The organism is Luteibacter sp. CQ10 (genome assembly GCF_040900725.1).
Classification (GTDB): Bacteria; Pseudomonadota; Gammaproteobacteria; order Xanthomonadales; family Rhodanobacteraceae; genus Luteibacter.
Window position 1 is genome coordinate 879,635 of the sequence record NZ_JAEUYM010000001.1, and the last position, 16,208, is coordinate 895,842.

15 protein-coding genes are annotated in these 16,208 nt (G+C 59.7%); 12 read left to right on the top strand and 3 right to left on the bottom strand.

Annotated features, from left to right (window positions below; translation table 11 throughout):
- The 4 genes from JNG39_RS04035 to JNG39_RS04050 all read left to right on the top strand — a co-directional run bounded on the left by JNG39_RS04035 (position 1) and on the right by JNG39_RS04050 (position 5,420).
- The gene (locus tag JNG39_RS04035; RefSeq protein ID WP_368309832.1) at positions 1 to 1,275 is read left to right on the top strand and encodes an HlyD family secretion protein; all 1,275 of its coding nucleotides are present in this window, start codon (positions 1 to 3) and stop codon (positions 1,273 to 1,275) included.
- Positions 1,272 to 3,470 carry a peptidase domain-containing ABC transporter gene (locus JNG39_RS04040; protein ID WP_368309834.1) on the top strand — a complete coding sequence of 733 codons (2,199 nt, stop codon included), beginning with the start codon at positions 1,272 to 1,274 and terminating at the stop codon, positions 3,468 to 3,470. The genes JNG39_RS04035 and JNG39_RS04040 overlap by 4 nt, the downstream gene beginning before the upstream one ends.
- 48 nt (positions 3,471 to 3,518) lie before the next feature.
- Positions 3,519 to 4,397: a hypothetical protein gene (locus tag JNG39_RS04045; protein WP_368309836.1), complete on the top strand. Its 879-nt coding sequence runs from the start codon at positions 3,519 to 3,521 to the stop codon at positions 4,395 to 4,397.
- A 402-nt stretch (positions 4,398 to 4,799) separates the two neighbouring features.
- Positions 4,800 to 5,420: a hypothetical protein gene (locus JNG39_RS04050; RefSeq protein ID WP_368309837.1), complete on the top strand. Its 621-nt coding sequence runs from the start codon at positions 4,800 to 4,802 to the stop codon at positions 5,418 to 5,420.
- On the opposite strand, the gene JNG39_RS04055 is transcribed toward JNG39_RS04050, so the two are convergent.
- Positions 5,412 to 5,702, bottom strand: a complete 291-nt coding sequence (locus JNG39_RS04055; protein ID WP_368309840.1) for a hypothetical protein — start codon at positions 5,700 to 5,702, stop codon at positions 5,412 to 5,414. The two genes, JNG39_RS04050 and JNG39_RS04055, sit on opposite strands and share 9 nt — an antisense overlap.
- 157 nt (positions 5,703 to 5,859) lie before the next feature.
- Here JNG39_RS04055 and JNG39_RS04060 point away from each other — a divergent pair, with 157 nt between their 5' ends.
- The 5 genes from JNG39_RS04060 to JNG39_RS04080 all read left to right on the top strand — a co-directional run bounded on the left by JNG39_RS04060 (position 5,860) and on the right by JNG39_RS04080 (position 12,810).
- Entirely contained in the window at positions 5,860 to 7,413 is a 1,554-nt protein-coding gene (locus tag JNG39_RS04060) for a recombinase family protein (protein ID WP_368309841.1), read from the top strand.
- On the top strand, positions 7,401 to 7,754 hold the full coding sequence (locus JNG39_RS04065) for a hypothetical protein (protein WP_368309842.1): 354 nt from the start codon (positions 7,401 to 7,403) through the stop codon (positions 7,752 to 7,754). Before JNG39_RS04060 ends, JNG39_RS04065 begins: the two co-directional genes overlap by 13 nt.
- Positions 7,755 to 7,775: 21 nt before the next feature.
- Positions 7,776 to 9,650 (top strand): recombinase family protein, encoded by a 1,875-nt coding sequence (locus JNG39_RS04070; protein ID WP_368309843.1) that lies wholly within the window; start codon positions 7,776 to 7,778, stop codon positions 9,648 to 9,650.
- Between the two features lie 202 nt (positions 9,651 to 9,852).
- Entirely contained in the window at positions 9,853 to 11,943 is a 2,091-nt protein-coding gene (locus JNG39_RS04075; protein WP_368309845.1) for a hypothetical protein, read from the top strand.
- 207 nt (positions 11,944 to 12,150) lie between these two features.
- Complete coding sequence (locus JNG39_RS04080) at positions 12,151 to 12,810, top strand: hypothetical protein (RefSeq protein ID WP_368309847.1); 660 nt, start codon at positions 12,151 to 12,153, stop codon at positions 12,808 to 12,810.
- Between the two features lie 776 nt (positions 12,811 to 13,586).
- On the opposite strand, the gene JNG39_RS04085 is transcribed toward JNG39_RS04080, so the two are convergent.
- On the bottom strand, positions 13,587 to 14,072 hold the full coding sequence (locus tag JNG39_RS04085) for a hypothetical protein (RefSeq protein ID WP_368309848.1): 486 nt from the start codon (positions 14,070 to 14,072) through the stop codon (positions 13,587 to 13,589).
- A gap of 170 nt (positions 14,073 to 14,242) precedes the next feature.
- Positions 14,243 to 14,935: a helix-turn-helix domain-containing protein gene (locus JNG39_RS04090; RefSeq protein WP_368309850.1), complete on the bottom strand. Its 693-nt coding sequence runs from the start codon at positions 14,933 to 14,935 to the stop codon at positions 14,243 to 14,245.
- A gap of 219 nt (positions 14,936 to 15,154) precedes the next feature.
- Between JNG39_RS04090 and JNG39_RS04095 the strand changes: the two genes are divergently transcribed.
- Genes JNG39_RS04095 through JNG39_RS04105 form a run of 3 tightly spaced genes read left to right on the top strand, consistent with a single transcriptional unit; the run spans position 15,155 to position 16,169 of the window.
- Positions 15,155 to 15,469 carry a hypothetical protein gene (locus JNG39_RS04095; RefSeq protein ID WP_368309852.1) on the top strand — a complete coding sequence of 105 codons (315 nt, stop codon included), beginning with the start codon at positions 15,155 to 15,157 and terminating at the stop codon, positions 15,467 to 15,469.
- Positions 15,466 to 15,672, top strand: a complete 207-nt coding sequence (locus tag JNG39_RS04100) for a hypothetical protein (protein WP_368309854.1) — start codon at positions 15,466 to 15,468, stop codon at positions 15,670 to 15,672. Before JNG39_RS04095 ends, JNG39_RS04100 begins: the two co-directional genes overlap by 4 nt.
- On the top strand, positions 15,669 to 16,169 hold the full coding sequence (locus JNG39_RS04105) for a hypothetical protein (RefSeq protein ID WP_368309855.1): 501 nt from the start codon (positions 15,669 to 15,671) through the stop codon (positions 16,167 to 16,169). The genes JNG39_RS04100 and JNG39_RS04105 overlap by 4 nt, the downstream gene beginning before the upstream one ends.
- The last annotated feature ends 39 nt before the right edge of the window (positions 16,170 to 16,208 follow it).

A 16,208-nucleotide genomic window follows, 5' to 3' on the forward strand; every position in this document is an offset into this window, starting at 1 on the left:
ATGCAAAGGAATGAGTCACTGTTCCTCACAGATGCCCTTGATCGAAAGAAACTGCCATGGATTGGCAATGTCCGCCTTGCCACCCCCTTGGGCCAGGGCGTTCTGACCTGGATTTCGGTGGCGACTGGACTCGCAATCGTCGGATGGCTGTGCGTGGGGCATTATTCGCGACGCGCGCGTGTCCTGGGCAGCTTGGTGCCTATTGGTGGCATTGTGGACGTTGCGGCACGTAGCCCGTCCATCGTGACTCGGGTTCGCGTCAAAGAGGGTGACCATGTGCATAAGGGCCAGCCTCTCTTTGAGCTTTCGGGAGAACGGAGCAGCGAGACACTTGGAGACACCGGGAGCTTGGTCACGGTCCAGTTGCGCGAGCAGCAAGCTCGCCTGCGATCCGGCGTCATCGAAGCCCGGAACCTGGCCAAAGTGCAAAGTGACGGACTGCGCGCGCAACAGCAAATGCTGACGGCACAGCTCGAGCAGTTTGATGCGCAGCTGTCCATAACTCAAAAGCAGGTGGAAAGCTATACCACGCTGCTGGACAAAATCAGGCCATTGACTGCAAAAGGGTTCGTATCCCAGCTGCAAATCCAGCAGCAGGAAGCGCAAACGATGGAAGCGCAAGCGCAGGTCAAATCACTCAAGCGGCAGAGGTATGCCACCGCTCAGCAGTTGGCGCAAATCGGTGACCAACTTGCCCAGCTTCCGATGACCACGGACGAGAAGGTGAGCGAATTGCATGGCCAGCTTTCCCAGGCCGAACAGGCTCTGCTGCAAAACGAAGCAGACCGCCTTACCGTTGTTCCTGCGCCGGCCGATGGGATCATGGCCTCGGTCATGGTCAAGCCAGGTCAGGCTGTAACCCCCGCTCAGGTCATGGCCTCGGTGATCCCGGCTGAGTCCAGACTTCACGCAGAGCTGCTGGTGCCAAGCAGTGCAGTGGGATTTCTTCGACCAAATATTCCGGTCTCGCTCCACTACCAAGCCTTTCCGTATCAAAAGTTCGGTGTTGCGATGGGGGCTGTGGAGCGCGTGACCCATAGCGCATTGACGCCAAGCGAGATAACCATGCTGACGGGCGAAAAGGCGCCTGATGAAGCGCTTTATCGAGTTGACGTTTCACTGCCCCGACAAACTGTATCCGCTTATGGGCGAAATGAGGAGCTGAGGGCAGGGATGGTGGTGGATGCAGACCTTATCCTTGACCGCAGGCGGCTGATCGAGTGGGTGCTGGAGCCGCTGTACGGTCTGCGTTCCGAACGAGGGTCCATGCCATGAACCCCATGGATGAGACGGTGGCGGGGCGCGCAGCGACTGACAATGTCCGGTCGAGCGACACCCGCGCCCCACGCCTGAATTTCGGAAACCACGGTCGAATGCCAGTCATCCTCCAGGCTGAAGCCGGAGAATGCGCCTTGGCGTGTCTTGCCATGATTGCCGCTTACCACGGGAATAGGACAACGTTGTCTGCACTGCGTAGACGATTCTCAACCTCCCTCAAGGGAATTTCCCTGGCGCACATGGTGTCCGTCGCGCAGCAGATGCAGCTGACGCCGCGTCCTTTGCGCCTCGAGCTTGAAGAATTGAAGTCCCTTCAATTGCCTTGCGTGCTCCATTGGGAAATGGATCATTTTGTCGTGCTCAAAAAGGTGAGCAGGACGGGAATTGTAATCAACGATCCAGCCATCGGCGAACGGGTTCTTGCATTTGACCAGGTCAGAGGAAGGTTTACCGGCGTCGCCTTGGAACTAGCGCGCGGTCCAGATTTTCGCCGCCGTGCTGAAGAGCCTGCCATCCCGCTTCGAACCCTTGCAGGCAAAATTGACGGTCTCAGACACGGTCTGGTCCGGGTCTTTGCGCTCGCGCTGACCCTTGAGATCTTTTCCCTAATTGCACCCCAGTTTGTCCAGCTCGTGGTCGACCAGGTGCTTGCGGACCGAGATGCGGATCTTCTTGCGACGCTTGGGGTTGGCTTCTCGTTTTTGCTCGTTTTGCAAGTTGGCGTCTCGGCACTTCGTGGCTGGGTGGTGACGTGGCTGGGCAGTCATTTCAACATGAACTGGACTGGAAACGTATTTCAGCACTTGGTCAAGCTGCCTCAGAACTACTTCTTGAAACGCCACATGGGTGATGTGGTGTCGCGCTTTTCGGCGATTGACACAATTCAACAGACGCTGACGACGCAGTTTGTCGGCGTGGTTCTCGACGGGCTCATGTCTACGCTAACGCTGGGCTTGCTCTGCGTTTACAGTGTGCCGCTCACGGCTATCACTGTGGCATTCCTCGCGGTCTACGCAGGACTTCGGACGCTATATTTCAGAGTGTTTCGAGAAGCAAATCTGAGTCAGATCACAGTCAAGGCCCGGCAGCAGACCAGTTTTCTGGAGACGGTGAGGGGCATCCAGGCAATTCGGCTGAATAACAAAGAGTCCATGCAAACGGCGCGCTATCTCAATGCGACTGTCGATGCGCTCAATACGTCTATCCAAGTGCAGCGTCTCACGCTTATCTTCAATGCAGCCAATGGATTGGCGTCCGGCGCACAACGCATCGCGGTGATGTGGTTGGGTGCATGGCTCGCACTTCGGAATGTCATGAGCGCCGGCATGCTCATGGCATTCGTGGCCTACGCAGATCAGTTCACGAGCCGGGCTGGCAACCTCGTTGACTATTTGATCCAGTTGCGGTTGCTGCGGCTCCAGGGCGAGCGGTTGGCCGATATCGTGCTTTCACCAACGGAGCGCCATTCGGAGGGCATTTATGCTGGGCCAAGCCCGGTTGCTGGTATTGAACTGAAAGCGGTCTCATTTCGCTACGCCGATGGGGATCCGTGGGTGCTGAAAGACGCCAATATGACGCTGAACCCAGGGGAGTCGCTGGCACTGGTGGGTCCTTCGGGGGCCGGCAAGTCGACCCTGGCTCGGATGGTCCTGGGCCTTTTGGATCCAACCGAAGGCACCATGGAGGTTGGTGGCCTGGACCTGCGGAACCTAGGGAAGACACGATTTCGCTCGATGGTTGGTTCGGTGATGCAGGACGATACCCTTTTTGCAGGATCCATCGCGGACAACGTCACATTTTTCGACGATGACGCACAACCGGAATGGATTGAGGCAGCAGCACGGGCTGCCGAACTTCACGATGAAATCGTCGCCATGCCCATGGGCTACCACAGTTTAATCGGCGACATGGGGTCGGCCCTGTCGGGAGGGCAGCAACAACGGCTGTTGTTGGCGCGAGCACTATATCGGCGTCCTAAGATCCTGGTGCTGGATGAGGCGACCAGCCATCTGGACATCGAGCGCGAGCGTTTGATTTCGCAGCGACTCAAGGACATGAAGGTCACGCGCCTAATCATCGCGCATCGGCCTGAGACGATCGCCACGGCTGACAGGGTGATGTTCGTTGGTGGAGGAAAGGTTGTCGAGGTCCTGCGAGGTCCGGGTATGGGCATGAAGGTGAGAGAGAGCTAATTTGCAAGTGAAAGCTGATTTGGGGGCATGACTGGCATGGATACAGGGATGAATCCGCTCAAAGAGTTTGACTTCAGCGTTCTAGGCGACCTCCAAATTGATGAGTCCGTCGTTCGTGAGGAAATCATCGCCCCCCTGCTGCGGGCGATGGGGTACTCCGTCCAAGGGCCATCCCGCATGATTCGCCACAAGGCGCTGACCCATCCATATGTGATGCTGGGGTCCGTCCGCAAGAAGGTGAATATCATTCCTGACTACGTTCTCGAGCCGGAGGGAGGTCAGCGCTGGATTCTCGAAGCCAAGTCCCCGCACGAAAACATTCTGGCGGGAGACAATCCGGCGCAAGCATTTAGCTACGCCATTCATCCGGACATTAGGGCATTTCAGTACGCCCTCTGTAACGGGCGACAGTTTGTGTTGTTTGCGGTCAATACGCTCACCCCTCAGGTCGTCGATCTTGATGGGAGCGAGGGAGCATGGGGCAGGCTCACTCAGCTTCTCAGACCGCTTCATGGCAAAGTACCCGCCCGCTCGAACTACCGACCGGACCTTGGCCTATATCTGTTGAAGGCGGGATATGCGCCTGACATTCGGGTCAGCTTCCACCCGATGGGACTTCCGTCGCTTGCCATGATGAAACCCGGCCTTTACACGGCCTTCGTTGACATTCAGGTCGGAGACGAGTGGTATGCCTCCTCGTTCGATTTTGGAGCCGAGCGACTCGCGGAGTTGCTGCAAGCGGTGAGCCCCGCACAGGCAAGCCGGATCAATCGGGCGCTTGGGAGTCAACCATTCAAGGTGGATTTCGAGACCGACATTCCCGTGGTCAACATTGACGCGACCCTTGGACCAAGAATCATCGCTTCGGAGAAGGAGACTTATTTGCCGCTTTCGGTGATCTCCTTCGCATCTGCAGGCGTTCCATGACGAAGAAAATGAGTCAAAGCCTCCAGGCCCGACCTGGCACCGGGGCGCCCCCGGACAAGACAGCGTAAGACCGTTCATGGGGCATTGGATGAGATCGCCCAAACCAGGCGTGCCACCGCAGGCGCTCTTTTGAGCGACGGGCACATGGTGTTTGCGGGCGGAACGAGGAATCTTAATCCCGCCCGCGTTCAGTGGTCCAGTCAATTGGTGGGGAGATTGCCTCAGGAAGCGGTAGCTTGCATGCAGAACAGAAGATTTTTCCAGTTCGCCGAGGGCGCTGGTGCCGAGGTAAGGTATATATCCACAGAAGGCAATCGAGCGATATGCCCGATGTGTCAAAGTGAAATCAGCCAACGACCGGGAAAGATGCTTGACCAATACAACGCATTCTGGTGACCAGACATGTCGAACAGATTTGACCGGAAACATGACCTCAACGTGCTCGATGGCCTGACGGGCGAGCGACGCATTGCCGTCGCTGTTGCTGCGCTCGACCGAATGATTGTGCCGTATTTGTTTTGGTCAACGGGGCATGGGTTGGCTGAGGCTGGAGACAAGCTTCGTGAGAACCTGTGGTCCTATGCCGCCGCCGGAGAGCCGGTGCCTGACGAGCAATCGGTCGAGCAGCTCTATCCAGGACCAGGGGATGCAGTAACGCTCGAATCCGCTTACGCCGAGTCGTTTCTCGAAGCCCTGCAGCTCCTTGCACTCTTTGCGGAAACCGGCGACCCGATGCGTCTGGTCGAGATCCGCGAGGCGGCCTACAGCATGGCTGATGCTGCGGCGTCCGACATGCTGGTCCGTGCTGGGGCCGGGGTCCGATGGACGCCGGAGGTCGAATCTGCCGTCTCATTTCACCCGTGGGTCTCGCGCGAACTTCAGGCGCAGGATGCCGATGTCGTGGCTGCAAGCGGGGCTGACAGGCTCGATGCCCTGGTTAATGGGCTCCGGGCGACATCGAAAACCAAACCCGTGGTCTCGGAAGAAGAATTTGGGATGATGAGGTCGTATCAGTCAGGGTGAGGTATTACGCATAAATTCGGCCGCCGATTCGATTTTTTCGGACAGTGCCGTCACGGCCACCGCATGACCCGGCCGTGGTCGGTCGCCCGGCAAACCAAGCAGGTCGATGACCTGGTCGGCGGCGGCACGGACTTCATCAAATCCCATGGCGGACGCCTTGGCTGCAATCAATCGTGCGCGAAAACGCCCCTCCGGCACATCGCCGTCGAGCAGCGCCTGGCTCAAGGCCACAGCGTCGACCAGCAGTTCTGCGGTGTCGAGGATGATGTCATCGCTGGCCATGTCGGTGTCCTCCCTGTTGCTGATTCTAGCCGCACGACGCTTCCCCATCGAAAGTCGGGGCGGGGTGTTGCATCCCTGATACAGGGTTTCCGGTTGGAAAAAACCGGCCTAGAGTAGACGGGGCAGGGGAACCCTTTTCTCTTCCATGGTGACGCCCATGGCCCGTCGACCTGCCACCCGTCCGTCCGGCTTGCCCATGCCCGTGGCCGCCTACATGCGCATGTCAACCGACATGCAGCAGTACTCCATCCACAACCAGTCAACGGCCATCGATTCGTTTGCCGAGCAACACGGCATGGACATCGTGCGTGTGTACAGGGATGAAGGACGCAGTGGCCTGACCATCGAACACCGCCCGGGCCTCACCGCACTGATGGACGACATCGGGCGCGGGCATGCGTGTTTTGAAGGCGTCCTGGTTCTCGATGTTTCGCGCTGGGGGCGCTTCCAGAACGTCGACGAGGCTGCGTACTACGAATTTCTCTGCTGGCGCAAAGGCGTCAAGGTCTTTTACGTGTCGGAGCTCTTCGAGAACGACGGCTCACCGTTCTCGATGATCTTCAAGGGACTCAAGCGCGCCATGGCCGCCGAATACAGCCGTGAGCTCTCCGCCAAGACGTCTGCCGGGCAGCGCCACCTCGCAGGCCTCGGCTACCGGCAGGGGGCAATGCCGGGGTACGGCCTCCGCCGCCTGCTCGTCAGTGCCCACGGGGAAGCACGCATGGTGCTGGGCGAGGGCGAACGCAAAAGCCTTGTGACGGACCGCATCATCCTCGTGCCCGGGCCGCCCGAGGAAGTCGAAACCGTCCGCTGGATGTTCGAGCAGTACCTCGCCGGTCATCGTTGCACCGACATCGCCCGCATGCTCAACGCCCGGGGCATCCGGACCCACCGGGGAAAACCGTGGGTGTATGCGACGGTGAAAAACGTGCTCGACGGCGAGAAATATGCCGGCACCAACGTGTTCTGCCGATTCAAAAAACGCCTCGCCGGTCCGCTCATGCCGAACCCCGAGTCGGACTGGGTACGCAAGGAAGGGGCTTATGAGCCCTTGGTTTCCCCGGAAACGTTCCGGGCCGTGCAGACCCGTCGCCGGGCGCTGCGTGTGCGAGTGACCAACGACGAGCTTCTGGCGCAGGTCCGGAAGGTCTGGGCACGAGAGGGCAGGCTCTCCGGCCCCATTCTTGACGCTGAATCGACCCTGCTGTCGAGCCATGGCATCGCCTACCGGTTTGGCGGGCTCACCGAGTTGTACCGGCAGGTTGGCTATATCCCTAAGCACAATCCCCGCTACGGTCTCATCCGGGAATTCTTGACCCGGTGGCGCCTGAGTTTGACCGGCTTCGCCAGCGAGATGCTGGAGGACAGAGGCGCGGGCGTATCGCGTGACGGCTGGCGCTTGCAGGTCGATGGCGCCTGGACGTTGTCCTTTACCGTCCTTCACGGGGCGCGGGCGGGAGGGGCACGCCACCGTCAGTGGTTCAATCACCGCCGGAGCGAAGACACGGACATCGTGGTTTTTGCCCGCATCATTTTCGGCGACCCGGTGCCTTTTGATTACTTCGTGCTGCCGAAGGCCTTGTTTCCCACGTGGCCGCGTGGCCTCTATGGCCGAAACGGCCCATTACTGGAGAGCTGTCGTTACCCTTCGCTTGCCATCCTTGGTGACCTTGCCCGGTTGTTCCAGCGGGAGGCGCCGTGGTCTTCATAAGGCCCTGGACCCGTGCGCAGATCCACCGGCGGGAAGACCTGATTCTCCAGCAGGCGGCCCAGAACGCCGAAGCGGCCTTTGCTCACACCACCGATGTCTTGAGCATCCTCCTTGCCGACCCGCTGGCCGCCCGGATGCTGGGCCAACATGGAGTGTCGCGTGCGTGCGTGACCCGGTCGACTCGGCTCGCCGGGAACAATCGGGCTGAAGGCCTTGCCGTCCTTGAACGCGTGGTGCTGTCAAAGCGGCTCAATGCGCTGCTGTTCGACGTCGAGCTCGTGCGCTGGCTGTCGCGGCACTATCCCCGTGAACTCGCCATCCTCCATGACGTCTGCGGGTGAACGATGGGCGGCTTTGCATCCATGCCCCGCCCGCAGTGTCCCTCACCGCTGTATGTGGCGGCATACCTTCGCATGTCGACAGACCTCCAGAAATATTCCCTGGAAAACCAGCTCTCGGCGATTTCTGCCTATGCCGAAGCCCATGGCATGGTCATCCTACGCACCTTCGCCGACGACGGGCGCAGTGGCCTGACCGTCAAGAACCGACCCGGGCTACGGGCCTTGTTCCAGACCATCAGTGCGGGACGCGCAACGTTCCAGGCCGTGCTCGTGCTCGATGTCAGTCGCTGGGGACGGTTCCAGAACACCGATGAGTCGGCCTATTACGAGTTTCTTTGCTGGAAGGCAGGTATCCGCGTGCTGTATGTCGGAGAGGTGTTCGAAAACGACCACTCTCCACTCTCGACGATTGTCAAAGGCCTGAAGCGCGCCATGGCGGCCGAGTACAGCCGGGAGATGTCGGTCAAGGCGTGGCGGGGCCACATGCATCTGGCGCGCCTTGGCTACCGGATGGGCGCACCGCCTGGCTTTGGTTTCCGCCGCATGCTGCTCGGATCCGATGGGACGAGAAAGCGGATTCTCCATCCCGGCGAGCTCAAGAACGTCGCGGGCGAGCATGTCACCCTGGTTCCCGGGCCAGCTAGGGAAGTCCGCATCGTGCGGTGGATGTTCGAGGAGTACCTGAGAAACCCGAACTGCAACCACATTGCCCGCGAGCTCAACCGGCGCGGCGTCCTCAATGACGCGGGGCGGCGTTGGTCATGCAAGACGGTCCTGAGCTTGCTCGACAACGAAAAGTATGCGGGGCATCTTCTCTACCACCGGTGCAGCAAGAAGCTCGCTGGGCCGCTGGTTCATAACCCGAAGAGCGAGTGGGTGCGGGTCGAGCACGCACATGCGGCGCTGGTGCCTCCGGAGCTGTTTGCAGCAGTCCACCGGAAGCGGGCCGAGCGGATGACGCGTGTAAGCAACGGGGAGATGCTCGACCGGGTGCGGTGCCTGTTTTTGAGGGAAGGATACCTGAGCCGGGACCTGCTCGATGCCGCCCCGGGAATCCTGTCCGCCACCGTCTTGCATCGGCGTTTCGGCACCCTGACGTCGCTCTACCGTAAGGTCGGCTATGTCTCCCGACAAAAGCCGCACTACGCCAACGTGCGGGGACGGCTGACTGGCTGGCGTACGTCTCTGACCGGGTTTCTGGCCGAGGAACTGGACGACGCGGGCTCCCGCGTCGAACGCCACGGCTGGGTGCTGCACATCGACCGGGCATGGACGGTGTCGTTTACCGTCATGCATCGGCAACTTGAGCATGGCCGACCCCGGTGGAAGAACTACCGGACGAATGCCGACAGCGACCTTCTTGTCTTTGCCCGGTGGGCCAGCGGAGAGGACGTCCCTCAGGACTACTTCATCCTGCCCCGCATGCTTTTCCCCGATATGCCCCGGGTCTTCGCCCCGACCAACAGTGTCCTGCTCGAAAGCTTCCGGTTTCCCTCGCTGGCGGTGTTCCAGGACCTTGCGCGATTGTCCCGTATGGAGCCGCCAAGTGTGCCGGCCCAGGTGGAGCAGGCAGACGGCGAGGGGGTGGCGAAGGATGAAACCCTTGCGGGCGCCGCAAGGGCTGCTGAGGAACGATTTGCAATGGTCAGGCAGGCAATGGCGATGCTGAGGGACGACCCTGCGGCGGCCCACCGGCTGGCCGACCACGGCCTCTTGCGGCTGGGGTTATTCCGGTCGTCTGCCACGGCGGCAAACGGGCGGCGGGAAGGTTTGTCCGTACTCGAAGGGGTGGTGCTGGAAAGGCTGCTTTCGGCGGTGTTCGAGGATTCGGAGCTTGGCCGGTGGTTGGCGTCCCGTTATCCACAGCCATGGGCCATGCTGCAAGGGCAGCTGTGAGCGTCCTCGCGCTCCATCGTTGGTGATGTGTCGAAGAGCTGTCTTGCCGAATTTGCACGCATGATTTGGCTTGTTCTCGATCTTCGCCGAATCGTGCAGCCCTACCATAACCGTGGGAGGTAGGGTCCCTTGAATGTGGAAGACGAACAGGCTGGTGCCATCAGCGGTACCGGCCCGGCAGATACCGCACTGGGGAAAACAAATGGACGACGCAAAGAGCGATGAAAAGAACACGTTCCAGATAAGCCTCGCGATGGCGGGCGCCATCTCGGCGGGTGCTTACTCGGCAGGCGTCATCGACTTCCTGTTTGAGTCCCTCGACGCGTGGGACAAGGCAAAACGGGATCACCCTGACAGCGTCCCGAACCACAAGGTGGTCATCACCGCTATTGCTGGCGCATCGGCAGGTTCGATCACTGGCGTGCTCGCCGCGCTCGCGCCTCGTTTCGGTATTCCCGCTCGCCAGCCTGCAACGGCTAAGACGGCGGGGTACACCTTGAAAGCGATGTATGACGCCTGGGTGGTCAACATCGACATGCTCAATGTCGGTGAGGCGTTTTCCGGGCTGCTTTCAACCGGGGATCTGGATGGAAAGGGAGAAGTGACCTCCCTGCTCAACAGCAAGGTTCTCGAGCACATCGGGGATGTCGCCTTCGGCTACGTGCCCGCCAATGCCACGCCGACAACGCTTCCATTCATCTCGTCGAAGTTGCATGTCTATCTGACCATCACCAACTTGCGGGGCGTGCCCTACGAAGTGGTGTTCAGCGGCGATGATGCGCTTGACGATCCTCAAGGAAAAAACTGCAAACGCCGCAGCGCCTCTGGCTACGGCATGCTTAATCACGGCGATCGCGCGCATTACATCATTACTGGACTTGGATCGTCCCCATTGTTTAGCACATGGGCTGGGGCGGATGCGGGGAAGACCCTCAGCGTGGCGACATTGCCTGTTACAGGACAAGCCCTTGGCGGATTGGCCAAGCCCTGGAAGACGTGCCTGACGGCCGCCCTAGCGTCCTCCGCGTTTCCCATAGGACTCGCGCCGCAAGTCATGTCGGTCGATTATCTTGATTTCGGGAGACGGTCGTGGCCATTCGACGAGGCGGATGGGCTCTATCTCGCACCGTCGTTTCCGTGTGGATACGCGGGTGACACAAATTCTCCTGGCCTTTATGGGTTCAGCTGCGTCGACGGCGGTGTCATCAACAACGAACCATTCGATTTTGCCCACAAGGCCCTTCTTCCGCTGGGCAAAAGTCACAACGACACAACCGCCACAGGTGCCGACAGGGCCGTCATCATGGTCGACCCTTTTCCGGAGCTTCCTGAATTTGACGTCAGCGGCGATTCCAAGAAACTTGATGTCATCTCCGTCCTGGTGAGGATGTTTCTTGGCCTCAAGGACCAGGCGCGCTTCAAGCCGGATGAACTCGTCGCCGCCCTGGACGAGAATCGCTACAGCCGCTTCCTCATCGGGCCGAGGCGCGAAGCGACCGAAATCAGTGCACCAGGTACGGCGCCGGTAACCGGGCTGGTTGAAAATGCAATCGCGTGCGGATTGCTCGGTGGCTTTGGCGGGTTCCTCTCCCGCGAGTTCCGTGATTTCGACTACCAGCTTGGCCGGCGCAATTGCCAGTGGTTCCTGCGTGAATCCCTGGCGGTCGATGAAAAAAACAAGGTCGTGGAAGACTGGCCTCCAAGCGCCGCAAGCAATCCGGCATTCCAGCCGCTAACCGGCAAGAAGAATCAGCGGTGCGTTATCCCGCTCGTCGGCGTTTGCGCGGAAGAAATTGCTGCGCTTCCCGCGTGGCCGCGCCTGAAGGACAGCGACTTAGACAAGATACTCAATGCCCTCGACAAACGGGTCGACAAGCTCTTCCCTCGGTTCCGGGACAACATCCCTGGTCGTTTCGCGCGGACGGCGGCAGGGGCGGTCTGGAAGCTGGGGTTGAAGAGCTACGTGCTCAAGTACGCCGAATGGGCGGTGAAAGCCGACCTCATCCAGCGTGACCAGTCCGCCACCTTCGTCTTGCCAACCGTGGCGCACCGCGTGGTGCTCTCGGCAATGGCCAATCCGAAGTACGACTACTGCAAGGCGGCTTACCTGGCGAAGTTGGCGGGTATGACGGAAGGCAATCTGGTGCAGCTCATTCTCAAACCGTCTGAAAAGGACGGGCTTGTGACTTATAGCCCGAAGAACGGGGCCTGGACGCTTGCAGCGCGGGAGAAGTCCTTCTGGGCAAGGTTGCGCGACAGCGTGACCGTGGGAGCGGCGAGTGTGGCGGAATAGGGTACTTCCATTTCTTTCAAAGGCGTGGAGCTGTGACAGGGTCTGACCTCGATTTTCCCTTGATCGTTTTCTTGTCCTTGTCATAGACCACCCGGCCGCACACCCGATGCCCCGCTTGAATTTCATATTTTGGCCCTCCTCGGGGCTTTGTCGAATCTCAGGTTCCGAGACTGGTGGGTGGCAACATGGCCTTAAAAAGGGAAATGCATGAACAATGAGCTTGCTTTACAAATCGCGAGTGGTATCGGCTCGGCAACTGCGCTCTTTACGTGGCCGAAGCTCTACGCCCAAGTTGTCAGTACGCGACTGAAGACAAAAGGGCTGCGAACCAAACGTTGGAATGAGCTTCTCGAAAAGGGGAAATGGCGTACTGCGCTTCCAATTTTATTGGAAGACGCTTTTGCTGAAGCACATGGGTATTCGATATCAGACAGGGACATCCGTTTTTCCCTTGGTAGAAGCAATACACATTCGCTACTTCGTGACCTTCGGCAGTGCAAGGGAATGGTAAGGCTGAATGAAAATCAAAATGCGTTCGTCAGCACGCGGGGTAAAGAGTGGCTGTCTTTTCGCCAAAAAAGCATTCTGACCTTCGTTATTGGTTACATGCCGTTTGGTGCGCTTTTTATCTTCGCCCCGTTCATTGCCGCGAAGACCAGCCCGGAGGCGCAAATTTTCCTGCTCGTCTTCACCTTTCTGACCATGGCGCTGGGCGTCTTCGCCGCAGGCTGGCTTGAGGCTGCACACCGCGTGGTCAACGGGCTTGATCTCCGCTATCCGGCGTGGGGAGATGAGATGCCGTCGAGTCTAAGGGACACGCCTAATCTTCCATCCGTAACGCCACTTGCTGCCAACGATGCCGCATGATGTCGGTAAAGGTGTCAGGCAAAGTGCGTCCTTGGACTCGACGGCCAAGGGGCATGACAGGTACCTGATCGCGCTTTGCATAGCTCAAGCGGACGATTCGTGGGTTGCCTCCCGGCCACGCCTTGACCGTAACGTGATGAGGTCCAGTATCGGTTTCATCCCGACGGAGCGTCCGCATGCACCATCTTTCACTTACCGAAGCCAAAACGGTTGAACTCACCTCCTTGACCGACGGTGACGTTTTCATCTACAACGCGCCCGATGGGCATGGCCACCGGACCGGTCTGGTATTTAGCAAACGGGGAGTGCTTTTGCTCTCCGGTCCAGACCAGTTCTTCGCCTTCGAGAGGGAGTCGTTCAAGACCCCCGTCGTGGCCTGTCCCGCGTGGCGGAATCTTATCCTTCGCGTGCCTCCGGCATCCGAGACAACCAGTTGGGAAAGCGTAAAGGCTGGACGCGTCGTGGTAGACGAGCGTGGCCCGCACCTCGTTTTCGGGTGGCGAATCGCAGAAGGCCAAGCGGGTGGGTTCTCGGCGCTTTCGTTGACAACATGGACGCATACGGGAGTTCTGCCGGGCATATCACTGGACACTTGGTCGCTGGTCAGGGTCGACGAAGCCGGATGCGACGTTGCTTTGGTCTCTGGCCCGGGGTGACGTACGCGGCCGGCAGATGGCGCTGACTTCACAGTCGGCATAGTCGACCTGGCAGACGTTCTGTGAGGCTGGGACGTCGAACGCTGGCGTGAAGTCAGCAGGTGGTTCTGTAGCCTTTGGCTAGGCCTGCTCGAGGAGGCCAGCGACATTCTTGAGCATCAGCACGACAGTGATGGCGCCCCCGACCAGCGATGCGAGCGCGAGGATGCCTAGACCGATGGCGACATTGTTAAGCTGGTTTGCCAGTCGCAGGCGACCCGTTGCTACGGCGTGTATCTGCGATTCTGTTGCACTCGCGTTCGCGAGCTGGGAAAAGTAGGTCAGTCCAGCGACCAGGATGGCTACGACCACGGAGAGGCCGAAAAGAGTCACGGAGATGCCAACGGACTCCAGGGCGGAAGCTAAATGCGCCCGCTCTGATGCGGTCGTTGTCTGGCGCCCTAGTAGTGAGCCGGCTAGCGCAAAGAGGGCAACGACTGCGCCACCGCTGACCAGAATGATGCTGTTGACGGCGGTCCGGCCTGCGGCATTGGCCGCCTCCCAGGCGGCTCTCACCCACTCATCGCTCCATTCAATGGCCGGGGGTCTATCTTCAACGTCGTGCATGTTCCTTCTCCGCTAGGCATGGCATCTCACGCTGATAACGGCTGCGTTCAGCAAAGCTTGAGGTGGGGCATTGGCATCCCTACGACGCGCCATCCATGCGATCGTCTCCCGACGGCGTCGATATAAAGCGGCAGGAGGTTGGCGATGAAGCGCTGGGTACGGGACGAAGACTAGGTAAACGACATTTTTGCCTTGCGGGGAACTGCGAAAGAGTCTGGCGTCGCTGTTGTCGGAAAGAGGCCAAGATAGAGGATGCGAACGCGGACCGGGTCGCTGCCGAGTGCGCCGCCAAATCGCATCAGAGGGTCGTCCGTCGCGGCAAGAACCGTTGTCCCATGAGCGGCAAGCTCATCGAGATATCTCTGCATGTCGGCATACATGCCTATTTTTTCGACCTCGGGGACATCGTCTGCGCAGTCGCGGAAGTCGCGCAGGTAGTCGAGAAGAGCAGCAAAGGCAGTCTCCACAATGGGGCTTGGCTCGAATGCCATCCAGGAATGGTCAGCATGGCAATCGCGTGCCAGGCCACCAAGCGCGCGTGCCGAGACGACCTTCGTGGCCGTAAGCGTACGGTAGTCCCGTTCGAACGCCTTTTGCTTGGCCTCGATTTCCTCCGCCGTCGGCACCTGCATGGGGGTGTTCAACACATCGATGTTCGACAGCTCGAACGCTTGGGCAAGTGCACGGCGCGTGTGAAGGTTGGCACCTTCGCCACGCTCAGCCCGCTGGACAGTGCGGACGTTGACGCCGGATATTCCGGCAAGCTGCTCTTGCGACCACTGGCGCTGAGTGCGCAGCAGCCGGATGAGCATCGCGAGCTCGTCATTCGCCAGGGGACGGGGTGGGTTCGTTGGGGTGGTCATGGATGGTTTCCTTGGATGGGGTGGGGCCACTATCCGCATATACGGGCGAAAGGCCCACGACACCGCCCCGACAGTGGCCCGACCGTACGGGGCGCCCGGGCGCCCGGGCAGGGCGGACCACTCCGACCGGAAATGTAGGAGTTCACTGACAGAAACGCCCAGTAGGCGGGGGTAGACTGGCGTCGCCGGCCTTGGGGGCCAAGGCTCCGGGGGGAGTCCATGCATCACACCATTTCCAGGCGCATCCGGCGCCTTTCTGTCGCCATCGGGATGGTTACCTTCCTTGGTCCGGGCGGCCCGGCGGCGGCCCAGTATTCGGGAAGCCACGGCTGCACCGAGGATTGTTCCGGTCATCAGGCGGGCTATGCGTGGGCCGAGCGGCACGACATCAGTGACCCGTCGCAGTGTGGTGGCAACTCCACATCGTTTATCCAGGGATGCATGGATTACGCCGAGGCACGCCGGCAAGAGCTCCGCGAAGATGCCGGGTGCGAACCGACGGCGATGACTGCGGGACGGATTGAGGTGACATGATGAAGTTTGGTATCCGCAAACCCTCGCTGCGCAAGTCCATTGCTGCCAGAACCTCGATCAAACGGTTGGTGCGTCATTCCCTTGGCCTGAAGGCACCTCGCGGCTATGGCTGGTTGACCAATCCCAAAAAGGCGGCCTACAACCGGGTGTACTCACGCAGTTCTGTGAGCCTCTGGTCCGTGTTGCGGAAGCTATTCCGGTGAGTGCGCAACAGCGCATGGAGACTAACCCCGAACATCGGTCGCATTCGGGTGGATTGGATTCGCTAGTCGTGCCCTTGGTAACGCCAGCCAATGTAGATGCCTACTACGCGAATTACGCCGAGTATGCGAAGACGCTTCGGGCGTGGCTGGTCGCATATGGCATCGGTGGTCCGGTGTTGTTCCTGACAAATGAGAAGGCTGCAGCCAGACTTGCGAGTGCTGAAAATGCGCTAACCATCATCGCGTTTTTTCTAATCGGTGTCGGGCTGCAGGTACTTGGGACAGTCGTCAACAAATGGGCTGCTTGGCACGTGTATTCGACATTGGATGACGAAGCCCGCGCGAACCATTGGCCATCGAGGTTCTGGTGCTGGGTCAACAAACAAACGTGGTTCGACATTCTGCTTGACACGTCCTCCATCGCCGCTTTCGCAGTGGCGACCGCGCTCCTGATGGGTGTTTTTCTTACTTTGGGCAAGACCGCTAGCGCCACGTGAAGGCTTGCCAGTCGCTTGGCAGAGCCCGATCGTCCAATG

Bases quoted from the DNA above. Each gene is read 5' to 3' on its own strand.
- JNG39_RS04035 (WP_368309832.1), top strand. From the start codon at position 1: ATGCAAAGGAATGAGTCACTGTTCCTCACAGATGCCCTTGATCGAAAG.
- JNG39_RS04040 (WP_368309834.1), top strand. From the start codon at position 1,272: ATGAACCCCATGGATGAGACGGTGGCGGGGCGCGCAGCGACTGACAAT.
- JNG39_RS04045 (WP_368309836.1), top strand. From the start codon at position 3,519: ATGAATCCGCTCAAAGAGTTTGACTTCAGCGTTCTAGGCGACCTCCAA.
- JNG39_RS04050 (WP_368309837.1), top strand. From the start codon at position 4,800: ATGTCGAACAGATTTGACCGGAAACATGACCTCAACGTGCTCGATGGC.
- JNG39_RS04055 (WP_368309840.1), bottom strand. From the start codon at position 5,702: ATGGCCAGCGATGACATCATCCTCGACACCGCAGAACTGCTGGTCGAC.
- JNG39_RS04060 (WP_368309841.1), top strand. From the start codon at position 5,860: ATGGCCCGTCGACCTGCCACCCGTCCGTCCGGCTTGCCCATGCCCGTG.
- JNG39_RS04070 (WP_368309843.1), top strand. From the start codon at position 7,776: ATGCCCCGCCCGCAGTGTCCCTCACCGCTGTATGTGGCGGCATACCTT.
- JNG39_RS04075 (WP_368309845.1), top strand. From the start codon at position 9,853: ATGGACGACGCAAAGAGCGATGAAAAGAACACGTTCCAGATAAGCCTC.
- JNG39_RS04080 (WP_368309847.1), top strand. From the start codon at position 12,151: ATGAACAATGAGCTTGCTTTACAAATCGCGAGTGGTATCGGCTCGGCA.
- JNG39_RS04085 (WP_368309848.1), bottom strand. From the start codon at position 14,072: ATGCACGACGTTGAAGATAGACCCCCGGCCATTGAATGGAGCGATGAG.
- JNG39_RS04090 (WP_368309850.1), bottom strand. From the start codon at position 14,935: ATGACCACCCCAACGAACCCACCCCGTCCCCTGGCGAATGACGAGCTC.
- JNG39_RS04095 (WP_368309852.1), top strand. From the start codon at position 15,155: ATGCATCACACCATTTCCAGGCGCATCCGGCGCCTTTCTGTCGCCATC.
- JNG39_RS04100 (WP_368309854.1), top strand. From the start codon at position 15,466: ATGATGAAGTTTGGTATCCGCAAACCCTCGCTGCGCAAGTCCATTGCT.